Below are 16,849 nucleotides of genomic sequence, written 5' to 3'. Positions count from 1 at the left end.
TGGCAATGCAACGCTCCATACCAGTGATGCTGGACGCCCCTCGGATCTGGTGCCCATTGTCATGGACTGGCAGCAATTTAAGTTGCAGCTTGCGCAGCTTGAACCTCGCCGGTACGTCTTTCGTGGGCAGCGTGAGCCGTGGAGACTCAGGTCGAAGTTCCACCGTACCGGTCGATGCGATTTAATTCGATATACCGGGGAAGATATGCAGGCATTGCACCGACATTTGAGTGCGCATACGCGGCATCTCTTCGATCGAAATAAGAGTGACGAGAATGGCGCTATGTTGCACCTGGCGCAGCACCACGGTTTCCCAACTCCGCTAATCGATTGGTCGTATTCACCGTTCGTGGCTGCCTACTTTGCGTATCAAGGAATGAAGAATGCCGAGGCTATGGCTGCGCCGGACGAACAGCGAATCCGGATTCTCCAGTTTGACCGGCAGCAGTGGTGGGACGATTTCAATCAAATTGCCGTTACGGCTCCGGCGCAGCCACACTTCTCGCTCCTTGAGTTCTTGCCTGTCGAGAACCCAAGATTAATCCCGCAGCAAGCCTTGTCGGGACTAACAAACGTTGACGACGTAGAGCAGTACATCACGTGGGCTGCAAGCCAAACGGGGCACTGCTATTTGACTGCATACGATTTGCCTGCTCGGAGCAGGGAAGTGGTGATGCGTGAGCTTGCTTTGATGGGGCTAACTGCTGGTTCACTCTTTCCCGGATTGGATGGGGCATGCGAGGAACTAAGCGAGAGGTTTTTCCCATCATAGGCAGCTTTTAGTGGTCAATCCGAGTGATTAAATGTTATAAGTAATTGATATATTTAGAGGCATGACGGCCTGCAAAGCCGTATAGGTCAGTTCGACCCCGGCTCGCACCTCCAGCAAGAAAAGCCCCGCTTCGGCGGGGCTCTTTGTTGTGCTTCTTCACTCTCGGCCGGCTGGCAGAAGGCGTGCTAGTCCCAGATGGCGACCAGCTCGGCGATCTTGGTCGCGACCACTTCCATCGAGTCCTAGGCAGTGTCCAGGCCGGATCGGGAAGCAAGCAACGGGCTGATATTCCGGAGCTCTTGATACGTCGTTTGATGCACGATGGGCACGAGCCGATTGCCCGCCAAGAGGGCCGAAAGCTCTTTGTCCGCAACACCCTCTTGCGGGAGGCGGCGCAACAGGTTCGGGGTGACCAGCACGAGCCCGATGCGCGAATTCGCCAAGCCCTTGTCGATGGCACGCATCATCGGTACGCCGAGGCCAAGGTCGTTCTCGCTGAACCATACCTTGACGCCAGCCGCCTTGAGCAATTCATACAGATCCTTGGCTGCTCCTTGCCGATCGTCCCACGCGTGGCACAAGAAGCAATCGCGAAGGTCGGGCTGCTCCTTCGCTGTATTCTCAACGGATTCACGAATTGGCGTGAGCGATACGACTTGGGCGGGCGTGTACGAGACTGACGAACCGGCTCGCGACCAGCGGGGTCTTGCTCCGCCACTGGGCTTGCCGCTGCTGTACGTACTTCCTCCGATGCCCGACGTGGGGTAGGGTGAATCGTAGTAGGACGAGCCGTAGCCACCTCCGTAGCCGTAGCCACGGCCGCCACATGCAGGACAGTCCGCAGCAGCAGCAGCCGACCTGTGCCCACGTACCGGTGCCGTGCATCTAGCCATATCCGTGCTGCCTCATTTGATGTGACAGCTCTGATCTTAAACACAAACGCTTAAGCCGTCATGCGATGGGGATGTGAATCGCTGGAGTAACAGCCGGGACCGAAAATGGTTAGCGTAGGTCTTGGCGTAGGTTTGTGAGCAGAGCGTTGTCAGATAAGGCGCAGGTACTGCTGCATCATCGGGGTGTGGCCTGCAAAGGCTTCGGGCGACAACGTGGTCATAGGTCAGGCATCAGGTTTGTTGCTTTGGTCGCCCGAGTTTACCAGTGGCCCCGACGTGCAAGTGCGAAGTTCGCCGTTCGGCCAGGTGCCGGAGACCACGACCGGCTGCTGCCGGCCCTGTCCGACGAGCCGACCCCGCACTCGGGCGGGCCCGCGAAAGTCGGCGTCACCCGGCTCACGGCGCTTCGCGCGCCGATCCTGCCCGGCACCTCAGGACGCGTGCGTCGACGTCAGGCTGAGTGCCACCGCTTGCGCGACTTCGATGCCGTCGATGGCTGCCGAATAGATGCCGCCCGCATACCCCGCACCTTCGCCGGCCGGATACAGGCCTTCGACGTTCATGCTTTGGTAATCGTCCTTGCGTCGAATCCGGATCGGCGACGAAGTGCGCGTCTCCACGCCGGTGAGCACGGCATCGTGCATCGCGAAGCCCGCAATCTTCTTGTCGATCTGCGGCAATGCTTCACGGATGGCTTCGATCACGTAGTCCGGCAGCGCGGTGCTGAGGTCGGTCGGATTCACGCCCGGCTTGTACGACGGCTCCACCGAGCCCAGCGACGTCGACGGCCGGCCCGCGATGAAATCCCCGACCAGCTGGCCCGGCGCGCGGTAATCGCCGCCGCCGAGTTCGAATGCGCGCTCTTCCCATTTGCGCTGGAACGCGATGCCCGCCAGCGGACCGCCTGGATAGTCTTCCGGCGTGATGCCGACGACGATGCCCGCATTCGCGTTGCGCTCGGCACGGGAATACTGGCTCATGCCATTGGTGACCACGCGGCCCGGCTCCGAGGTCGCCGCGACCACCGTGCCGCCGGGGCACATGCAGAAGCTGTAGACGGCCCGCCCGTTGCTGCAGTGGTGGACCACCTTGTAGTCGGCCGCACCGAGTTGCTTGTGGCCCGCAAACTTGCCGAAGCGGCTGCGATCGATCAGCCCCTGCGGATGTTCGATGCGAAAACCCAGCGAAAACGGCTTGGCTTCGATATACACACCGCGATCGTGCAGCATCTGGAAGGTGTCGCGCGCGCTGTGGCCCACGGCCAGCACCACGTGGTCGCACCGGAGCGTTTCCCCGTTCGAGAGCTTCAGCGAGCGTACCTTGCCCTGATCGATTTCGATGTCGTCGACCCGGGTTTCGAAGCGCACTTCACCACCCAGTTCGTGGATGGAGGCGCGCATTTTTTCCACCATGCTGACGAGGCGGAACGTGCCGATGTGCGGCCGGCTCAGATACAGAATGTCTTCCGGCGCGCCCGCCTTGACGAATTCGTCGAGCACCTTGCGGCCATAGTGGTTCGGATCCTTGATCTGGCTGTACAGCTTGCCGTCGGAAAACGTGCCGGCGCCGCCTTCGCCGAACTGCACGTTGGATTCGGGATTGAGTACGCTCTTGCGCCACAGGCCGAAGGTGTCCTTGGTGCGCTCGCGCACGGCCTTGCCGCGTTCGAGGATGATGGGGCGGAATCCCATCTGCGCGAGGATCAGCCCTGCAAACAGGCCGCACGGCCCCATGCCGATGACGACCGGGCGCAGGAAATCGGCGTGCTCCGGGGCCTTCGCGACGAAGTGGTACGCCATGTCGGGCGTCACGCCGCAATGCGGCTTGCCGGCGAGTTGCTCGAGCGCGGCCGCTTCGTCCTTGACTTCGACATCGACGATATACGTCAGCTTGATGTCGGAGCGCTTGCGTGCATCGTGCGCACGGCGGAACACGGTGTAACGGACGAGCCCGTCTGCCGCCACGCCAAGCTCCTCGAGGCGCGCGCGAATCGCGGCTTCGAGAGCGCTTTCGGGATGGTCGAGGGGGAGTTTAATTTCGCTTAGCCGTAACATGGGTACTCGGATGCTGTCGCCACGACGTCGTGGCGGTGTTGAAACAGGCGGGGCAGGCATGCGGGTGGGGGCGTTGTTCGCCACGCGGGCATCCCGGATGCTAATCATTCATCGCTGGAAAACGCGGTACGACGGGCTGCATGCTGACCAGGCCGGACAACTCGGGCAACGTCAGGACGGGAGCGTGAAGCGCGGGGAAGATTTTTCCGTCCCCGAACAATCGGAAGGCGAAAGCCGCTCCATCATCACGGTGCCGGCGAGTGGTTTGTCGAAAGCCACGCCAGGCGGGCGTAGCGCCCTTGTCGTTCATGCCGGCCAACATAGCACATCGATATCAATGCCACGCAAAAATGCGGCCGCCAGAGCGAAAAGGGCGGTAGCGACGCACGCGGCATCGCTTTGTCGACGGCCCATGCCGCGTGAAGCGGGCCCGGGCCGTCGAAGCGCACCGCACAGGCGGGCGCGGCCGGGACTTATTCGGCCGTCGGATGCACGCGGGTGTAGCGATTCAGGATCGGGATCATCTGCGCGTAGATCTTCGGGTTCGCGGCGACGATCTCATGGCGATGCAGGAAATCGGCATCGCCGGTGTAGTTGCCGACGAGGCCGCCGGCCTCGGTGATCAGCAGGCTGCCCGCCGCCATGTCCCACACGTTGATGCCCTGCTCGAAGAATGCGTCGAGGCGGCCGGCCGCGACGTTCGCGAGATCGAGTGCCGCCGCGCCCGGGCGGCGCAGGCCCGTGCACGCCTGCGTCATTTCGGTGAAGAGGCGCGCGTATGCGTCGAGGCCGTCCTTCTCGCGGAACGGGAAGCCGGTGCCGACCAGTGCGTCGGACAGGCGGTCGCGGCGGCCGACGCGGATGCGACGATCGTTCAGGTACGCGCCGCGGCCGCGCGTGGCCGTGAACAGGTCGTTCTTGTTCGGATCGTAGACGACGGCCTGCGTGACGACGCCCTTGTGCTCGAGCGCGATCGATACGCAGTAGTACGGGAAGCCGTGGATGAAGTTGGTCGTGCCGTCGAGCGGATCGATGATCCACTTGAATTCGGATTCGTTCTCCGATTCGCCCGATTCCTCCGCGAGGATCGCGTGGTCGGGGTAGGCGGTCTTCAGCGTCTCGATGATCGCCTCTTCGGCGGCCTTGTCCACTTCGGTGACGAAGTCGTTCTGCTGCTTCCTGCGGATCTCGATCAGGTCGAGATCGAGGGATGCGCGATTGATGATCTGTCCGGCGCGGCGCGCAGCCTTGACAGCAATGTTGAGCATGGGATGCATGAGCCTGGATCCTGTAGCCGGCGGCAGGGGCCGCCACGAAGTGGAACAACCGCCCGGGACGGCGCAAGCGTGCCGGGCGAGGTGAGACGCGAATTGACAAAGAGCGGGGTACGACCCGCGTCGCACGGAGCGCGACGCGTAAAGGCATGATTTTACCCGATTTTTGGCGGTTTCAGGCGACCGGAATGCGGGGAAACCCCCGCTGGCCGTCCGGACGAGTGGGTTTGCCGGAGCGATAGCGCTACCATACGGCCATTCTGATGAACCGAGTCGTATCGTAGTGGAAACCCCGCAGAACACCGCCGCGCCGTCCGAGTCGGGCGCGGACACGTCCCGGCCGCCGTCCGGCGGCTTCACGTCCACCCGTTTCGTGCTCGTCGAGCCGAGCCATCCCGGCAATGTCGGGGCGGCCGCCCGCGCGCTGAAGACGATGGGCTTCTCGCGTCTCGTGCTGGTCGCGCCGCGCGTGCCGCACGTGCAGAGCGACCCCGAGGCGATCGCGATGGCCAGCGGCGCGGACGACGTCCTCGCGTCCGCGCATGTCGTGCCGACGCTCGGCGACGCGCTGTCCGGCGTCCACTGGTCGATTGCGCTGACCGCGCGCACGCGCGAATACGGGCCGCCGCGCCTTGCACCGCGCGCGGCGGCCGCGCAGGCGTGCGCGCAGGTCGGCGCGGGCGACATCGCGCTCGTGTTCGGCAACGAGCGCACGGGTCTCGCGAACGAGCATGTCGAGCAGTGCAGCGCGCTTGCGCACATCCCGGCGAACCCTGCATACAGCTCGCTGAACCTCGCACAGGCCGTGCAGGTGCTCGCGTACGAGCTGCGCGTCGCGTTTCTCGAGCAGGCGAGCGAGCCTTCGCCGCAACCGCCGGCCGAGGCCGGCACGCTCGCGCAGAGCGACGAGATCGAGCGGATGTACGTGCACCTCGAGAACGCGCTGATCGCGCTCGATTTCCTCGACCCGCGCAATCCGAAGAAACTGATGCCGCGGCTGCGGCGCCTGTTCGCACGCACGGGCCTCGAGCGCGAGGAGGTCAACATCCTGCGCGGCGTCGCGAAGCACATCCTGCTGAAAACGGGCAAGCCCGACGGCGACGCGTAAGCGGCCGGCGCGCCGGCAACCTGGCGTTCAGGCGCGGCGTCACGGTCGGCCGGGCGGCGTTGCGCGGCCTCCGGAAGCGCCGGGCCCGCAGCGTTTCCGGCCTGCCGAACCTCCCGCAAACACCGTGACAGCGAGCCTCCCGCCCGAATACCCGCGCCGGCGGCGGGGTGAACGCGCGACCTCGTGCGGCCGTGTGCGACTGGCCCTACAATCGCCGGACGTCATAAGCAAATTACCCGGCGCGATAACGGCCGGTCATTGCCGGCGGTGCGCGCCGGCCTTTTCCCCGATCAGATCATGTTCACGAGATTGCGCGAAGACGTTGCAACGATTCGCGAGCGGGACCCCGCCGCTCGCAGTGCCTGGGAAGTGCTGACCTGTTATCCGGGACTGCATGCGCTCGTGCTGCACCGGTTCGCGCATGCCTGCTGGCGCGCAAAGCGCTACTGGCTTGCACGTTTCGCGTCGCAGGCCGGGCGGTTCCTGACGGGTATCGAGATCCACCCCGGCGCGACGATCGGCCGGCGCGTGTTCATCGATCACGGCATGGGTGTCGTGATCGGCGAAACGGCGATCATCGGCGACGACTGCACGATCTATCAGGGCGTGACGCTGGGCGGCACGTCGCTCACGCGCGGCGCGAAGCGCCACCCGACGCTCGAGGCCGGCGTGATCGTCGGCGCGGGCGCGAAGGTGCTCGGCGGTTTCACGGTCGGCGCGGGTGCGAAGATCGGTTCGAACGCGGTCGTCGTGAAGCCGGTGCCGGCGGGCGGCACGGCGGTCGGCAATCCGGCGCGCATCGTGATGCCGGCGCAGCCGAAGCCGCAGCCGGAACGCGCGGCGTTCTGCGCATACGGGATCACGCCGAACGCCGACGATCCGATGTCGCTCGCGATTCACGGGCTGATCGATCACGCGGCGAAGGAAAGCCGCCGCGTCGACGAGATCGTCGCGGCGCTCGAGCGGCTCGGCACGCATCTGGAAACGCTGCAGGGCGCCGACGCGGCGCGTCTCGACCTGCGCAGGCTGTCGGCGGTGCTGGAAGGAAAGACGGTCGAGCGCCAGGCGTAAAGCGATGCACGCCGACGGCTGCCGGTCGGTGAGACGGCAGCGGCGGCGTCAGTCGAGCGGCATCGCGTGGATGCCTTCCGCGTCGACGCGCAGGTAGCCGCCGCGCGGCGCACCGTGGTCGAGATCCCAGTCGGGCAGCACCCAGCGGATGCCGCCCGGTTCGGCGTGGCTCGCGGGGCGGTGCGTGTGGCCGTGAATGATCACGGTTGCGCGGCTTTTCCGGAACAGCGCGGCCACGCCTTCACGCGTGACATCGTAGATCGCCGAAGCAGGGCGCATCCGGCCCGCTTCGCTGTTCGAGCGCATGCGTTGCGCGAGCGCGCGGCGCCAGCGCAACGGCCATGCGAGAAACAGCCATTGCGCAACGCGGTTGCGTGCGAAGCGGCGGAACACCTGGTAGCCGCGGTCGGCCGTGCATTGCGCGTCGCCGTGCGCGAGCACGATGCGCTGGCCGAACGCCATGATCAGCGAAGGGTCGGGCAGCAACATCGCGCCGGCTGCCTTCATGAAGCGCCGGCCGAGCAGGAAATCGCGGTTGCCGTGCATCACGTAGAGCGCGATCCCGCGTTCCGAGAACGTATGCATCAGCGCGGCCATGCGTGCCGCGAACGGATCGTCGTCGAGGATGTCGTCGCCGATCCAGTATTCGAAAAGATCGCCGAGGATGAACACCGAGTCGGCGCTGTCCGCGGTGTATTTCACGAAATGCTCGAACGCGGCGACCGTCTTCGGAATCGCCTCGCTCAGATGCAGATCGGAGAGCAACAGGAACGGGCGTGCGGCTTGCGCGTATTCGCGCTCGCCCGGCACGCCCGCGGAGACGCTTCGCGGCGGACTCTCCTGCAACATCGAAGTGCCTCCGTTACCGTGCGTCAGACCACGACGGCCTTCTCGATCACGACGTCGTCGGTCGGCACGTCCTGGTGGAAACCGGCGTTGCCCGTCTTGACGCCCTTGATCTTGTCGACCACGTCCTGGCCTTCGACGACCTTGCCGAACACCGCGTAGCCCCAGCCCTGCGGCGTCGGCGACGAGTGGTTCAGGAAGTCGTTGTCGTTCACGTTGATGAAGAACTGGGCGGTGGCCGAGTGCGGATCGTTCGTGCGCGCCATCGCGACCGTGTAGTTGTCGTTCTTCAGGCCGTTGTTCGCCTCGTTGTCGATCGGCGCGTCGGTCGGCTTCTGCTTCAGGCCCGGCTCGAAGCCGCCGCCCTGGATCATGAAGCCGTTGATCACGCGATGGAACACGGTGCCGTCGTAGTGGCCCTTCTTCACATAGTTCAGGAAGTTCTCGACCGTCTTCGGTGCCTTCGCGGCGTCGAGCTCGAGCTTGATCACGCCGTGGTTCGTATGCAGTTCAACCATGATGAATTCCTTCGATGAGGCGGTTTAAATGGCACGCGGCCGGTCGTGCGACGCGGCCGCGTGAGTCGCCGGACGTGCCGGCAGGTTCTTACTTCGAGACGATGCTGGCCGATTCGATCACGACCGGTTGCGCGGGCACGTCCTGCATCGGGCCGCGCGAGGTCGTCGCCACGCCTTCGATCTTCTTCACGACGTCGAGGCCCGACACGACCTTGCCGAACACCGCATAGCCGTTGCCGTCCGGGTTCGGGTAGTCGAGGCCGCTGTTGTCGACCGTGTTGATGAAGAACTGCGCGGTGGCCGAGTTCGGATCGCTCGTGCGTGCCATCGCGATCGTGCCCGTCAGGTTCTTCAGACCATTGCGGCTCTCGAGCGGAATCGGCGCGCGGGTCGGCTTCTCCTCGAAGCTGGTCTTGTAGCCGCCGCCCTGGATCATGAAGCCCTTGATCACGCGATGGAAGATCGTGCCGTTGTACTGGCCGGCCTTCACGTAATCGAGGAAGTTGGCGACCGACTTCGGCGCCTTCTCCGGGTAGAGCTCGACACGGATGTCGCCCTGCGAGGTCTTGAGCTGCACGACCGGGTGCGCGGTGGCCGTTTGCGCGAAAGCGGGCGCGGTCGCGAGAAGGGCGGCGCCGCCAAGCGCCAGCAACAGACGTTTCATTGCGATCCTCAGGTTGGGAGGGAAAGGGGGCCGCGCCGCTTATTGCGACGGCGGCGCGACATACGGCGCCGCCAGTGCGCCCGACGGACCGCTGAACTGGAACGTCGGCGACATCGGCAGCGTGGTGGTGCTCACGTTCGCGGCTGCGCGTTCGGAGTAGTCGCGCGTGGCCGGCGCGACCGCGCGGGCATTCGGCGCGACCTTCGGCGGCGACACGATCTTCTGCAGGTCGGCGAGGCGCTGCGCGGTCGCGCCGCTCGTGCGGCCGAGCGATTGCGCACGCTTGTACGATTCGGCCGCGAGGCGCAGGTACAGGTCGCCGAGGTTTTCGTACGCGAGCGAGTAGCTCGGGTTCGATTGCGTCGCCGTGACGAGCGCGGTGCGCGCTTCGTCGTAGCGGCCGTGCTTCGCGTAGAGCGCCGCGAGGTTGTTGTACGGCTCGGGCAGTTCGGGGTACGCCTGCGTGATCGCGACGAACTGCTGGATCGCATCGTCGTCGCGGTTCAGGCGGGCCAGCACGGTGCCGCGCTTGAACTGCGCCTGCACGTCGCGCGGGTTCGACGCGATGCGCGCGTCGAGCTGCGCAAGCGCCTGCTTCCACTGTTTGCCGGCGATCGACGCGTCGATTTCGGGGGTGCCGTCGGCGGTGGCCGGGGCTTTCTGCGCATGCGCCGCGGGGGCCGCGAACAGCGTCAGCGCGACGCCCATGACGGTGGTCGCAACGAGGGTCGCAGCGCTCGGCGCGCGGCCGCGATGAGGTTTCATAGGCGTAAATCGGAATGTTATACTCCGAGCCATTCTAACAAAACGTCTGCGCGTTCCGGCGAGCCGCAGGCAGTCTTTCTTAGCCTCTCGTGGCCGTCACCGCTGTGCTTGCAGCCTGACCGCCCCGTGTGATAGCGAGGACGCTCGGCCTGGCGCCGCAGCAGATGGTCCGTCCGCTTCGCATGCTGGGCGAGCTTCGCCAGGGCGGTCTCCTTCGGCTCACGGTTCATCTCTATGGAATCACTGCGCATCTACAACACGCTCGCGCGTGACAAGCAAGTTTTCGTGCCGCGCCAGTCCGGCGAAGTGCGGATGTACGTATGCGGGATCACCGTCTACGACTATTGTCACGTGGGCCACGCGCGCATGCTGGTCGTGTTCGACCTCGTCCAGCGCTGGCTGCGTGCGATCGGCTACCGGGTCACGTATGTGCGCAACATTACGGACATCGACGACAAGATCATCCGCCGCGCGGTCGAGAACGGCGAGACGATCAAGTCGCTGACCGACCGGTTCATCGGCGCGATGCACGAGGATGAAGGCGCGCTCGGCATCCAGCGGCCCGACATCGAGCCGCGTGCGACGCAATTCATTCCGCAGATGCTCGGCATGATCGAGACGCTCGAGACGAACGGTTACGCGTACCAGGCGGCCGACGGCGACGTCAATTACTCGGTGCGCAAGTTCGCGAACTACGGGAAGCTGTCGGGCAAGTCGCTCGACGATCTCCGCGCGGGCGAGCGCGTCGCCGCGAACGACGCGAAGGAAGATCCGCTCGATTTCGTGCTGTGGAAGCGCGCGAAGCCGGAAGATCCGGAAGGCGCGTCGTGGGCATCGAAGTACGGGATGGGCCGCCCGGGCTGGCACATCGAGTGCTCGGCGATGGGCTGCACGCTGCTCGGCGATCATTTCGACATCCACGGCGGCGGGCAGGATCTGCAATTCCCGCACCACGAGAACGAGATCGCGCAGAGTGAAGGCGCGACCGGCCAGACGTTCGTCAACTACTGGATGCACAACGGCTTCGTGCAGGTCGACAACGAGAAGATGTCGAAATCGCTCGGCAACTTCTTCACGATCCGCGAAGTGCTCGAGCGGTACGACGCCGAAGTCGTGCGCTTCTTCATCGTGCGCACGCACTACCGGTCGCCGCTCAACTATAGCGACGTGCATCTCGACGATGCGCGCGCGTCGCTCACGCGTCTCTATACCGCGCTGAAGGATGTCGAGGCCGACACGCTCGCGCTCGACTGGAACGAGCCGCATGCGCAGCGTTTCGCGGCCGCGATGAACGACGACTTCAACACGCCCGTCGCGGTGGCGACGCTGTTCGAGCTGGCGGGCGAGGTGAATCGCACGCGCGACGCGGCGCTCGCGCGGCAACTGAAACAACTGGCAGGCCTGCTCGGCCTGCTGGGGCGCGAACCGCGCGCGTTCCTGCAGCAGGCGTCCGGCGCCGCGCAGGCGGGCGCGCTCGCCGCCGACGAGATCGAAGCGAAGATCGCCGCGCGCGTCGCGGCGAAGCAAGCGAAGGACTATGCCGAAGCGGACCGGATCCGGGCAGAACTGCTCGAGGCCGGCATCGCACTTGAAGACAAACCGGGCGGATCGACCGAATGGCGTCGCGTATGAGCGCGGTGCGTTCCACTGACCGATCCGTCAGGTAGGAGGCAGGATGGCAACGGCCAGAAAAGCGCCGGTCAGGCGCGCGACCCCGGTCGCCGCGCGTCCGGCAGCCAAGCGCGTGCCGTCGAAGGCGGACGCCACGCGCGCCGCGCCGAACGGCGCGCTGAACGGTCATGCGCAGCCGGCGGCTGCGCAGCCGGCCGCCGACGCGGCCCGCAAGACGCGTGTGTCCGAAGCGGACGGCGAGGAGGTTGTCGTGCGTCCTGCATACTGGGACAAGGCATGCGCCGACCTCGTCAAGCGCGACCGGATCCTGAAGAAACTGATCCCGAAGTTCGGTCCCGCGCATCTCGTGAAGCGCGGCGACCCGTTCGTCACGCTCGCGCGCTCGGTCGTCGGCCAGCAGATTTCGGTGCCGTCCGCGCAGTCGCTGTGGGCGCATATCGAGGACGCCTGTCCGAAACTCGCACCGCAGCCGGTGATCCGGCTCGGCGCGGACAAGCTGATCGCTTGCGGGTTGTCGAAGCGCAAGACCGAATACATCCTCGATCTCGCGCAGCATTTCGTGTCGGGCGCGCTGCACGTCGACAAATGGACGTCGATGGACGACGAGGACGTGATCGCGGAACTCACGCAGATCCGCGGCATCAGCCGCTGGACGGCCGAGATGTTCCTGATCTTCAACCTGTCGCGTCCGGATGTGCTGCCGCTCGACGACCCGGGCCTGATCCGCGCGATCAGCGTCAATTACTTCAGCGGGGAACCCGTCACGCGCAGCGAGGCGCGCGAGGTCGCGGCCAACTGGGAGCCGTGGCGCACCGTCGCGACCTGGTACATGTGGCGCAGCCTCGATGCACCCGACACCGACGCCTGAGTGTTGGCTATCGGGTTTTAAACATCAATAGTTGAGAGTCGGTTTTGAGCGTCGCCCGCGCGGGTAGAATACGCGCTGCCGCAAGACCCAAGGATTCGAACACATGAAGACCACGTTTCTGGATTTCGAACAGCCGATCGCCGAACTCGAGGCCAAGATCGAAGAACTGCGATTCGTGCAGGATGACTCGGCTGTCGATATTTCGGAAGAAATCGAGCGGCTGTCGAAGAAAAGCCAGCAACTGACGAAGGACCTCTACGCGAACCTGTCGCCGTGGCAGGTTTCGCAGATCGCGCGGCACCCGCAGCGTCCGTACACGCTCGATTACGTTGCGGAACTGTTTACCGATTTTCACGAACTGCACGGCGACCGCGCATTCGCGGACGATCTGTCGATCGTCGGCGGTCTCGCGCGCTTCGGCGGCCATCCGTGCATGGTGATCGGTCACCAGAAGGGCCGTGACACGAAGGAACGCGCCGCGCGCAACTTCGGGATGCCGCGTCCGGAAGGCTATCGCAAGGCCGAACGCCTGATGCGTCTCGCCGAGAAGTTCGGGCTGCCGATCTTCACGTTCGTCGACACGCCGGGCGCGTACCCGGGCATCGGCGCGGAAGAGCGCGGCCAGTCGGAGGCGATCGGCCGCAACCTGTACGTGATGGCCGAGCTGAAGACGCCGATCATCACGACGGTGATCGGCGAGGGCGGTTCGGGCGGCGCACTCGCGATCGCCGTGGCCGACACCGTGATGATGCTGCAGTTCTCGACCTACTCGGTGATCTCGCCGGAAGGCTGCGCGTCGATCCTGTGGAAAAGCGCCGCGAAGGCGCCGGAAGCCGCGGAAGCGCTGGGCCTGACCGCGCACCGCCTGAAGGCGCTCGGCCTGATCGACAAGATCATCAACGAGCCGCTCGGCGGCGCGCATCGCGATCCGAAGGGCATGGCTGCGCTGCTGCGCCGCGCGCTCGCCGATTCGCTGCGCCAGTTCCAGGGCATGAGCATCGATGCGCTGCGCGAGCGCCGCTTCGAGCGCCTGATGGCCTACGGCAAGTTCAAGGAAACCACGCCGGGCGCATGACCGGCCGCGTGCTCGATACGCGCGCCGCCAAGCGCGCGTCACTCTCGTGATCCCACCGACCGAATTCTCCGCCGACCGCGCCGTACTCGACGCGGTCGGCGTTGCGCTTTCCGGCATGCCGTCCGATGCACGCATCGCGATCGCCTATAGCGGCGGCCTCGATTCGACGGTGCTGCTCGACGCGGCCGTGCGTGTCGCGGGCGGGTCGCGCTGTATCGCGCTGCACGTGCATCACGGTCTGAGCGCGAACGCCGACGCATGGGTCGCGCATGCCGAGGCGGCAGCGGCGCGGCTCGGCGTCGAATTCGAATCGATGCGCGTCGACGTGCCGCGCGACAGCGGTCTCGGTATCGAGGCGACCGCCCGCGAGCGTCGTTATGCCGCGCTCGACGCGATGTGCGAGCGCTATGGCGCGGCTACGCTGTGGCTTGCGCAGCATGCGGACGACCAGGCCGAGACCGTGCTGCTGCAACTGTTGCGCGGCGCGGGGATCGCGGGGCTCGCCGCCATGGCGCCGCGCTACCGTCCCGATGGCGCGAGCGTCGAGCGCGTGCGTCCGTTGCTGCGATTGTTGCGCGCGCAACTCGAGCGTTATGCGACGCAGCACGAACTCGAATGGATCGACGACGAATCGAACAGCGACACGCGCTACGCGCGCAATGCGCTGCGCATCGACGTGCTGCCGGCGCTGGCCGTGCATTTCCCCGGCTTTCGCGACGCGCTCGGTCGCGCGGCCCAGCATGCGGCCGCCGCACAGCGGCTGCTCGACGATCTGGCCGAACTGGATTTCGCCGTCGCCGCGCGCGATGACGGGCGGGCGCTGTCGCGCGAGTCGCTGGTCGCGTTCGACGACACGCGCGGCGCGAATCTGCTGCGTTTCTGGATGCGCCGGCTCGGTTTGCCGGGTGCGTCCGCCGCCCGGCTCGCCAACATGATGCGGCAACTGCGCGCCGCGCACGACGCGCATGCGCTGCGCGTCGATCACGCGGGGCAATGCCTGCGGCTCTATCGCGATGTCGTTTACTGGGAAGCGGGCGACAGCGCCGAACCGGCCGACGACGGCACCGGTACGCCGCACCCGGAATCGACGCTCGCGTGGGATGGGCAGGAAGTCTGGCACCTGCCGGGATGGCGCGGCACGTTCGTGTTCGCGCCGGCCGATGCGGGAAGCGCCGACGCGGTGCCGGAGGCGCTGCTGCGCGGCGCACGGCTCGCCGCGCGCGCCCGTGCGGGCGGCGAGCGGATGCGCACGTCGCCGGGCGGGCCGGGCCGGACGCTGAAGAATCTGTTCCAGGAGCGCGGCGTGCCGGCATGGCAGCGCGACGTGCCGCTGCTGTTCGCGGGCGACCGGCTGATCTACGTGCCGCGGCTTGGCGTGAACCGCGATGGCGAGTTGTTCGACAACGGGTCGTCCGGCGGCGCATGGCGCCGGATCGAATGGCGTCCCGATCTGCTGATCGCGTAACGGCGGGCAGGCTTCCGGCAGCGTGATGGCGCGCCCATTTTCACCATTTGGTAAACAGCGCCGGAACGGCCGTGGACACGGCGAGCGGCTTGTCAAGCGGGCTTCTATCGGGTACGCTCGGACGTTTGCTCGGCTCGATTTTTGAGCGATTTGTGCAGGTTTCCCGCGTGACGTACCCGGTTTGCGCGGCCTGATCGGCCTTCCGGGCAAAATCCGTCACGCTTGCGTGTTGCGTCCCAGCCGTCCCCCTCGTCGTCCGTCCACAGCCACAAGCCGCGTGACCGAACGGCAACGCGGCCTGCCCAGCGCGCCCGTGCGGTCTCTCCTCCAGTTCAGAACGACAATGGCACTCATCGTACACAAATACGGCGGCACTTCGATGGGCTCGGTCGAGCGCATCAAGAACGTCGCGAAACGCGTCGCAAAATGGCATCAGGCCGGGCACCAGATGGTGGTCGTGCCTTCGGCGATGTCCGGCGAAACCAACCGTCTGCTCGGTCTTGCGAAAGAGATTTCGAGCCAGCCGAGCCCGCGTGAGCTCGACATGATCGCGTCGACCGGCGAGCAGGTCAGCGTCGGCCTGCTGTCGATCGCGCTGCAGGAAATCGGCGTCGAGGCCGTGAGCTACGCCGGCTGGCAAGTGCCGATCAAGACCGACAGCGCGTTCACGAAAGCGCGCATCCACTCGATCGACGACGAGCGCGTGAAGGCCGATCTGAATGCCGGCAAGGTCGTGATCATCACGGGCTTCCAGGGCGTCGATCCGGACGGCCACATCACGACGCTGGGCCGTGGTGGCTCGGACACGTCGGCGGTGGCGGTCGCGGCTGCGCTGGATGCCGAAGAGTGCCTGATCTATACGGACGTCGATGGCGTCTACACGACCGATCCGCGTGTCGTCGAAGAGGCGCGACGCCTCGATCGCGTGACGTTCGAGGAGATGCTGGAAATGGCCAGCCTCGGCTCGAAGGTCCTGCAGATCCGCTCGGTCGAATTCGCCGGCAAATACCAGGTGAAGACGCGCGTGCTGTCGAGCCTGACCGATCCGCTGATTGCGCTCGACGAAGAAATGCGCTCGGGCACCCTGATTACTTTTGAAGAAGACGAGACCATGGAAAAGGCAGTCATTTCCGGCATCGCGTTCCAGCGCGACGAAGCACGCATTGCTGTGATGGGCGTGCCCGACAAGCCGGGCATCGCGTATCAGATCCTCGGCCCGGTCGCCGATGCGAACGTCGACGTCGACATGATCATCCAGAACCAGAGCGTCGAAGGCAAAACCGACTTCACGTTCACGGTCGGCCGTGGCGACTACCAGAAGGCGATGGACATCCTCACCAACCAGGTGAAGGGCCATGTGAACGCCGAGCAGGTGCAGGGCGACCCGAAGGTGTCGAAGGTGTCGGTCGTCGGCGTCGGCATGCGTTCGCACGTGGGCGTCGCGAGCAAGATGTTCCGCACGCTGTCGGAAGAGGGCATCAACATCCAGATGATCTCGACGTCCGAAATCAAGATTTCGGTGCTGATCGATGAGAAATACATGGAGTTGGCCGTCCGCGCGCTGCACAAGGCATTCGAACTCGACCAGGCATGATGAAATTTTCGTGATGCGTTGACGAAAATGCATCACGGAAATTGACGCGCGGTTCGAAACCCTATATTATTTCGTTCTCGTCGCACTGCCTCCCTGGTGCGAGCGAAAGTTTGGGAGACGTGGCCGAGAGGTCGAAGGCACTCCCCTGCTAAGGGAGCATCTGGGCCAAAACCTGGATCGAGGGTTCGAATCCCTCCGTCTCCGCCAAAAGCGGTGACAAAGCCCCGTAAGTTCTCGGACTTGCGGGGCT

Annotated in this window: 15 protein-coding genes, 2 tRNA genes and 1 pseudogene; 10 read left to right on the top strand and 8 right to left on the bottom strand. The window is 65.3% G+C overall.

Annotation, left to right across the window (positions count from 1 at the left end):
• Both ACM6JT_RS21705 and ACM6JT_RS21700 read left to right on the top strand, forming a co-directional pair.
• Window positions 1-772, top strand: a 772-nt coding sequence (locus ACM6JT_RS21705) for an FRG domain-containing protein (protein WP_414857252.1), incomplete at its 5' end; no start/stop codon positions are given.
• 40 nt (window positions 773-812) lie between these two features.
• Window positions 813-885: transfer RNA gene (locus tag ACM6JT_RS21700), tRNA-Cys, on the top strand.
• A 129-nt stretch (window positions 886-1,014) separates the two neighbouring features.
• Here ACM6JT_RS21700 and ACM6JT_RS21695 read toward each other — a convergent pair.
• The 3 genes from ACM6JT_RS21695 to ACM6JT_RS21685 form a co-directional block, all read right to left on the bottom strand.
• On the bottom strand, window positions 1,015-1,353 hold the full coding sequence (locus tag ACM6JT_RS21695; RefSeq protein WP_414857251.1) for a toll/interleukin-1 receptor domain-containing protein: 339 nt from the start codon (window positions 1,351-1,353) through the stop codon (window positions 1,015-1,017).
• Between the two features lie 743 nt (window positions 1,354-2,096).
• Window positions 2,097-3,719 carry an NAD(P)/FAD-dependent oxidoreductase gene (locus ACM6JT_RS21690; protein WP_131947119.1) on the bottom strand — a complete coding sequence of 541 codons (1,623 nt, stop codon included), beginning with the start codon at window positions 3,717-3,719 and terminating at the stop codon, window positions 2,097-2,099.
• Window positions 3,720-4,192: 473 nt separating this feature from the next.
• Window positions 4,193-4,996, bottom strand: a complete 804-nt coding sequence (locus tag ACM6JT_RS21685; protein ID WP_034183589.1) for an inositol monophosphatase family protein — start codon at window positions 4,994-4,996, stop codon at window positions 4,193-4,195.
• A 280-nt stretch (window positions 4,997-5,276) separates the two neighbouring features.
• Here ACM6JT_RS21685 and ACM6JT_RS21680 point away from each other — a divergent pair, with 280 nt between their 5' ends.
• Both ACM6JT_RS21680 and cysE read left to right on the top strand, forming a co-directional pair.
• Window positions 5,277-6,101, top strand: a complete 825-nt coding sequence (locus ACM6JT_RS21680) for an RNA methyltransferase (protein ID WP_407970702.1) — start codon at window positions 5,277-5,279, stop codon at window positions 6,099-6,101.
• Between the two features lie 297 nt (window positions 6,102-6,398).
• Entirely contained in the window at window positions 6,399-7,172 is a 774-nt protein-coding gene (cysE, locus tag ACM6JT_RS21675) for a serine O-acetyltransferase (RefSeq protein ID WP_034183604.1), read from the top strand.
• 48 nt (window positions 7,173-7,220) lie between these two features.
• Here the strand turns inward: cysE and ACM6JT_RS21670 are convergent, their stop codons facing one another.
• The 4 genes from ACM6JT_RS21670 to ACM6JT_RS21655 all read right to left on the bottom strand — a co-directional run bounded on the left by ACM6JT_RS21670 (window position 7,221) and on the right by ACM6JT_RS21655 (window position 9,965).
• Window positions 7,221-8,021 carry a UDP-2,3-diacylglucosamine diphosphatase gene (locus ACM6JT_RS21670; protein ID WP_105392856.1) on the bottom strand — a complete coding sequence of 267 codons (801 nt, stop codon included), beginning with the start codon at window positions 8,019-8,021 and terminating at the stop codon, window positions 7,221-7,223.
• A 23-nt stretch (window positions 8,022-8,044) separates the two neighbouring features.
• Window positions 8,045-8,536 (bottom strand): peptidylprolyl isomerase, encoded by a 492-nt coding sequence (locus ACM6JT_RS21665; RefSeq protein WP_006478428.1) that lies wholly within the window; start codon window positions 8,534-8,536, stop codon window positions 8,045-8,047.
• A gap of 88 nt (window positions 8,537-8,624) precedes the next feature.
• A complete protein-coding gene (locus ACM6JT_RS21660) occupies window positions 8,625-9,200 on the bottom strand; it encodes a peptidylprolyl isomerase (RefSeq protein WP_034183593.1) in 576 nt (191 codons plus the stop codon).
• A gap of 39 nt (window positions 9,201-9,239) precedes the next feature.
• Window positions 9,240-9,965 carry a tetratricopeptide repeat protein gene (locus ACM6JT_RS21655; protein ID WP_034183594.1) on the bottom strand — a complete coding sequence of 242 codons (726 nt, stop codon included), beginning with the start codon at window positions 9,963-9,965 and terminating at the stop codon, window positions 9,240-9,242.
• Window positions 9,966-10,199: 234 nt separating this feature from the next.
• On the opposite strand from ACM6JT_RS21655, the gene cysS reads away from it, so the two are divergent.
• The 4 genes from cysS (at window position 10,200) to tilS (ending at window position 15,005) form a co-directional block, all read left to right on the top strand.
• Window positions 10,200-11,597, top strand: a complete 1,398-nt coding sequence (gene cysS / locus ACM6JT_RS21650; RefSeq protein ID WP_034183595.1) for a cysteine--tRNA ligase — start codon at window positions 10,200-10,202, stop codon at window positions 11,595-11,597.
• 43 nt (window positions 11,598-11,640) lie between these two features.
• Window positions 11,641-12,465 (top strand): DNA-3-methyladenine glycosylase family protein, encoded by an 825-nt coding sequence (locus ACM6JT_RS21645; protein ID WP_034183596.1) that lies wholly within the window; start codon window positions 11,641-11,643, stop codon window positions 12,463-12,465.
• 103 nt (window positions 12,466-12,568) lie between these two features.
• A complete protein-coding gene (locus tag ACM6JT_RS21640) occupies window positions 12,569-13,540 on the top strand; it encodes an acetyl-CoA carboxylase carboxyltransferase subunit alpha (RefSeq protein ID WP_006478433.1) in 972 nt (323 codons plus the stop codon).
• 46 nt (window positions 13,541-13,586) lie between these two features.
• Window positions 13,587-15,005 carry a tRNA lysidine(34) synthetase TilS gene (gene tilS, locus ACM6JT_RS21635; RefSeq protein ID WP_414857250.1) on the top strand — a complete coding sequence of 473 codons (1,419 nt, stop codon included), beginning with the start codon at window positions 13,587-13,589 and terminating at the stop codon, window positions 15,003-15,005.
• 123 nt (window positions 15,006-15,128) lie between these two features.
• On the opposite strand, the pseudogene ACM6JT_RS21630 reads toward tilS, so the two are convergent.
• Window positions 15,129-15,366: pseudogene (locus ACM6JT_RS21630) on the bottom strand (hypothetical protein); the annotation flags it as partial.
• Between ACM6JT_RS21630 and ACM6JT_RS21625 the strand changes: the two are divergent.
• Together ACM6JT_RS21625 and ACM6JT_RS21620 are read left to right on the top strand one after the other, a co-directional pair.
• Complete coding sequence (locus ACM6JT_RS21625; RefSeq protein ID WP_034184693.1) at window positions 15,349-16,599, top strand: aspartate kinase; 1,251 nt, start codon at window positions 15,349-15,351, stop codon at window positions 16,597-16,599. The pseudogene ACM6JT_RS21630 and the gene ACM6JT_RS21625 overlap by 18 nt on opposite strands.
• A 113-nt stretch (window positions 16,600-16,712) precedes the next feature.
• A tRNA-Ser gene (locus ACM6JT_RS21620) sits at window positions 16,713-16,806 on the top strand.
• The last annotated feature ends 43 nt before the right edge of the window (window positions 16,807-16,849 follow it).

Source organism: Burkholderia sp. IT-111MI5 (assembly GCF_949752865.1).
Classification (GTDB): Bacteria; Pseudomonadota; Gammaproteobacteria; order Burkholderiales; family Burkholderiaceae; genus Burkholderia; species Burkholderia pyrrocinia_C.
This window is presented reverse-complemented; position numbering and strand designations above follow the sequence as displayed.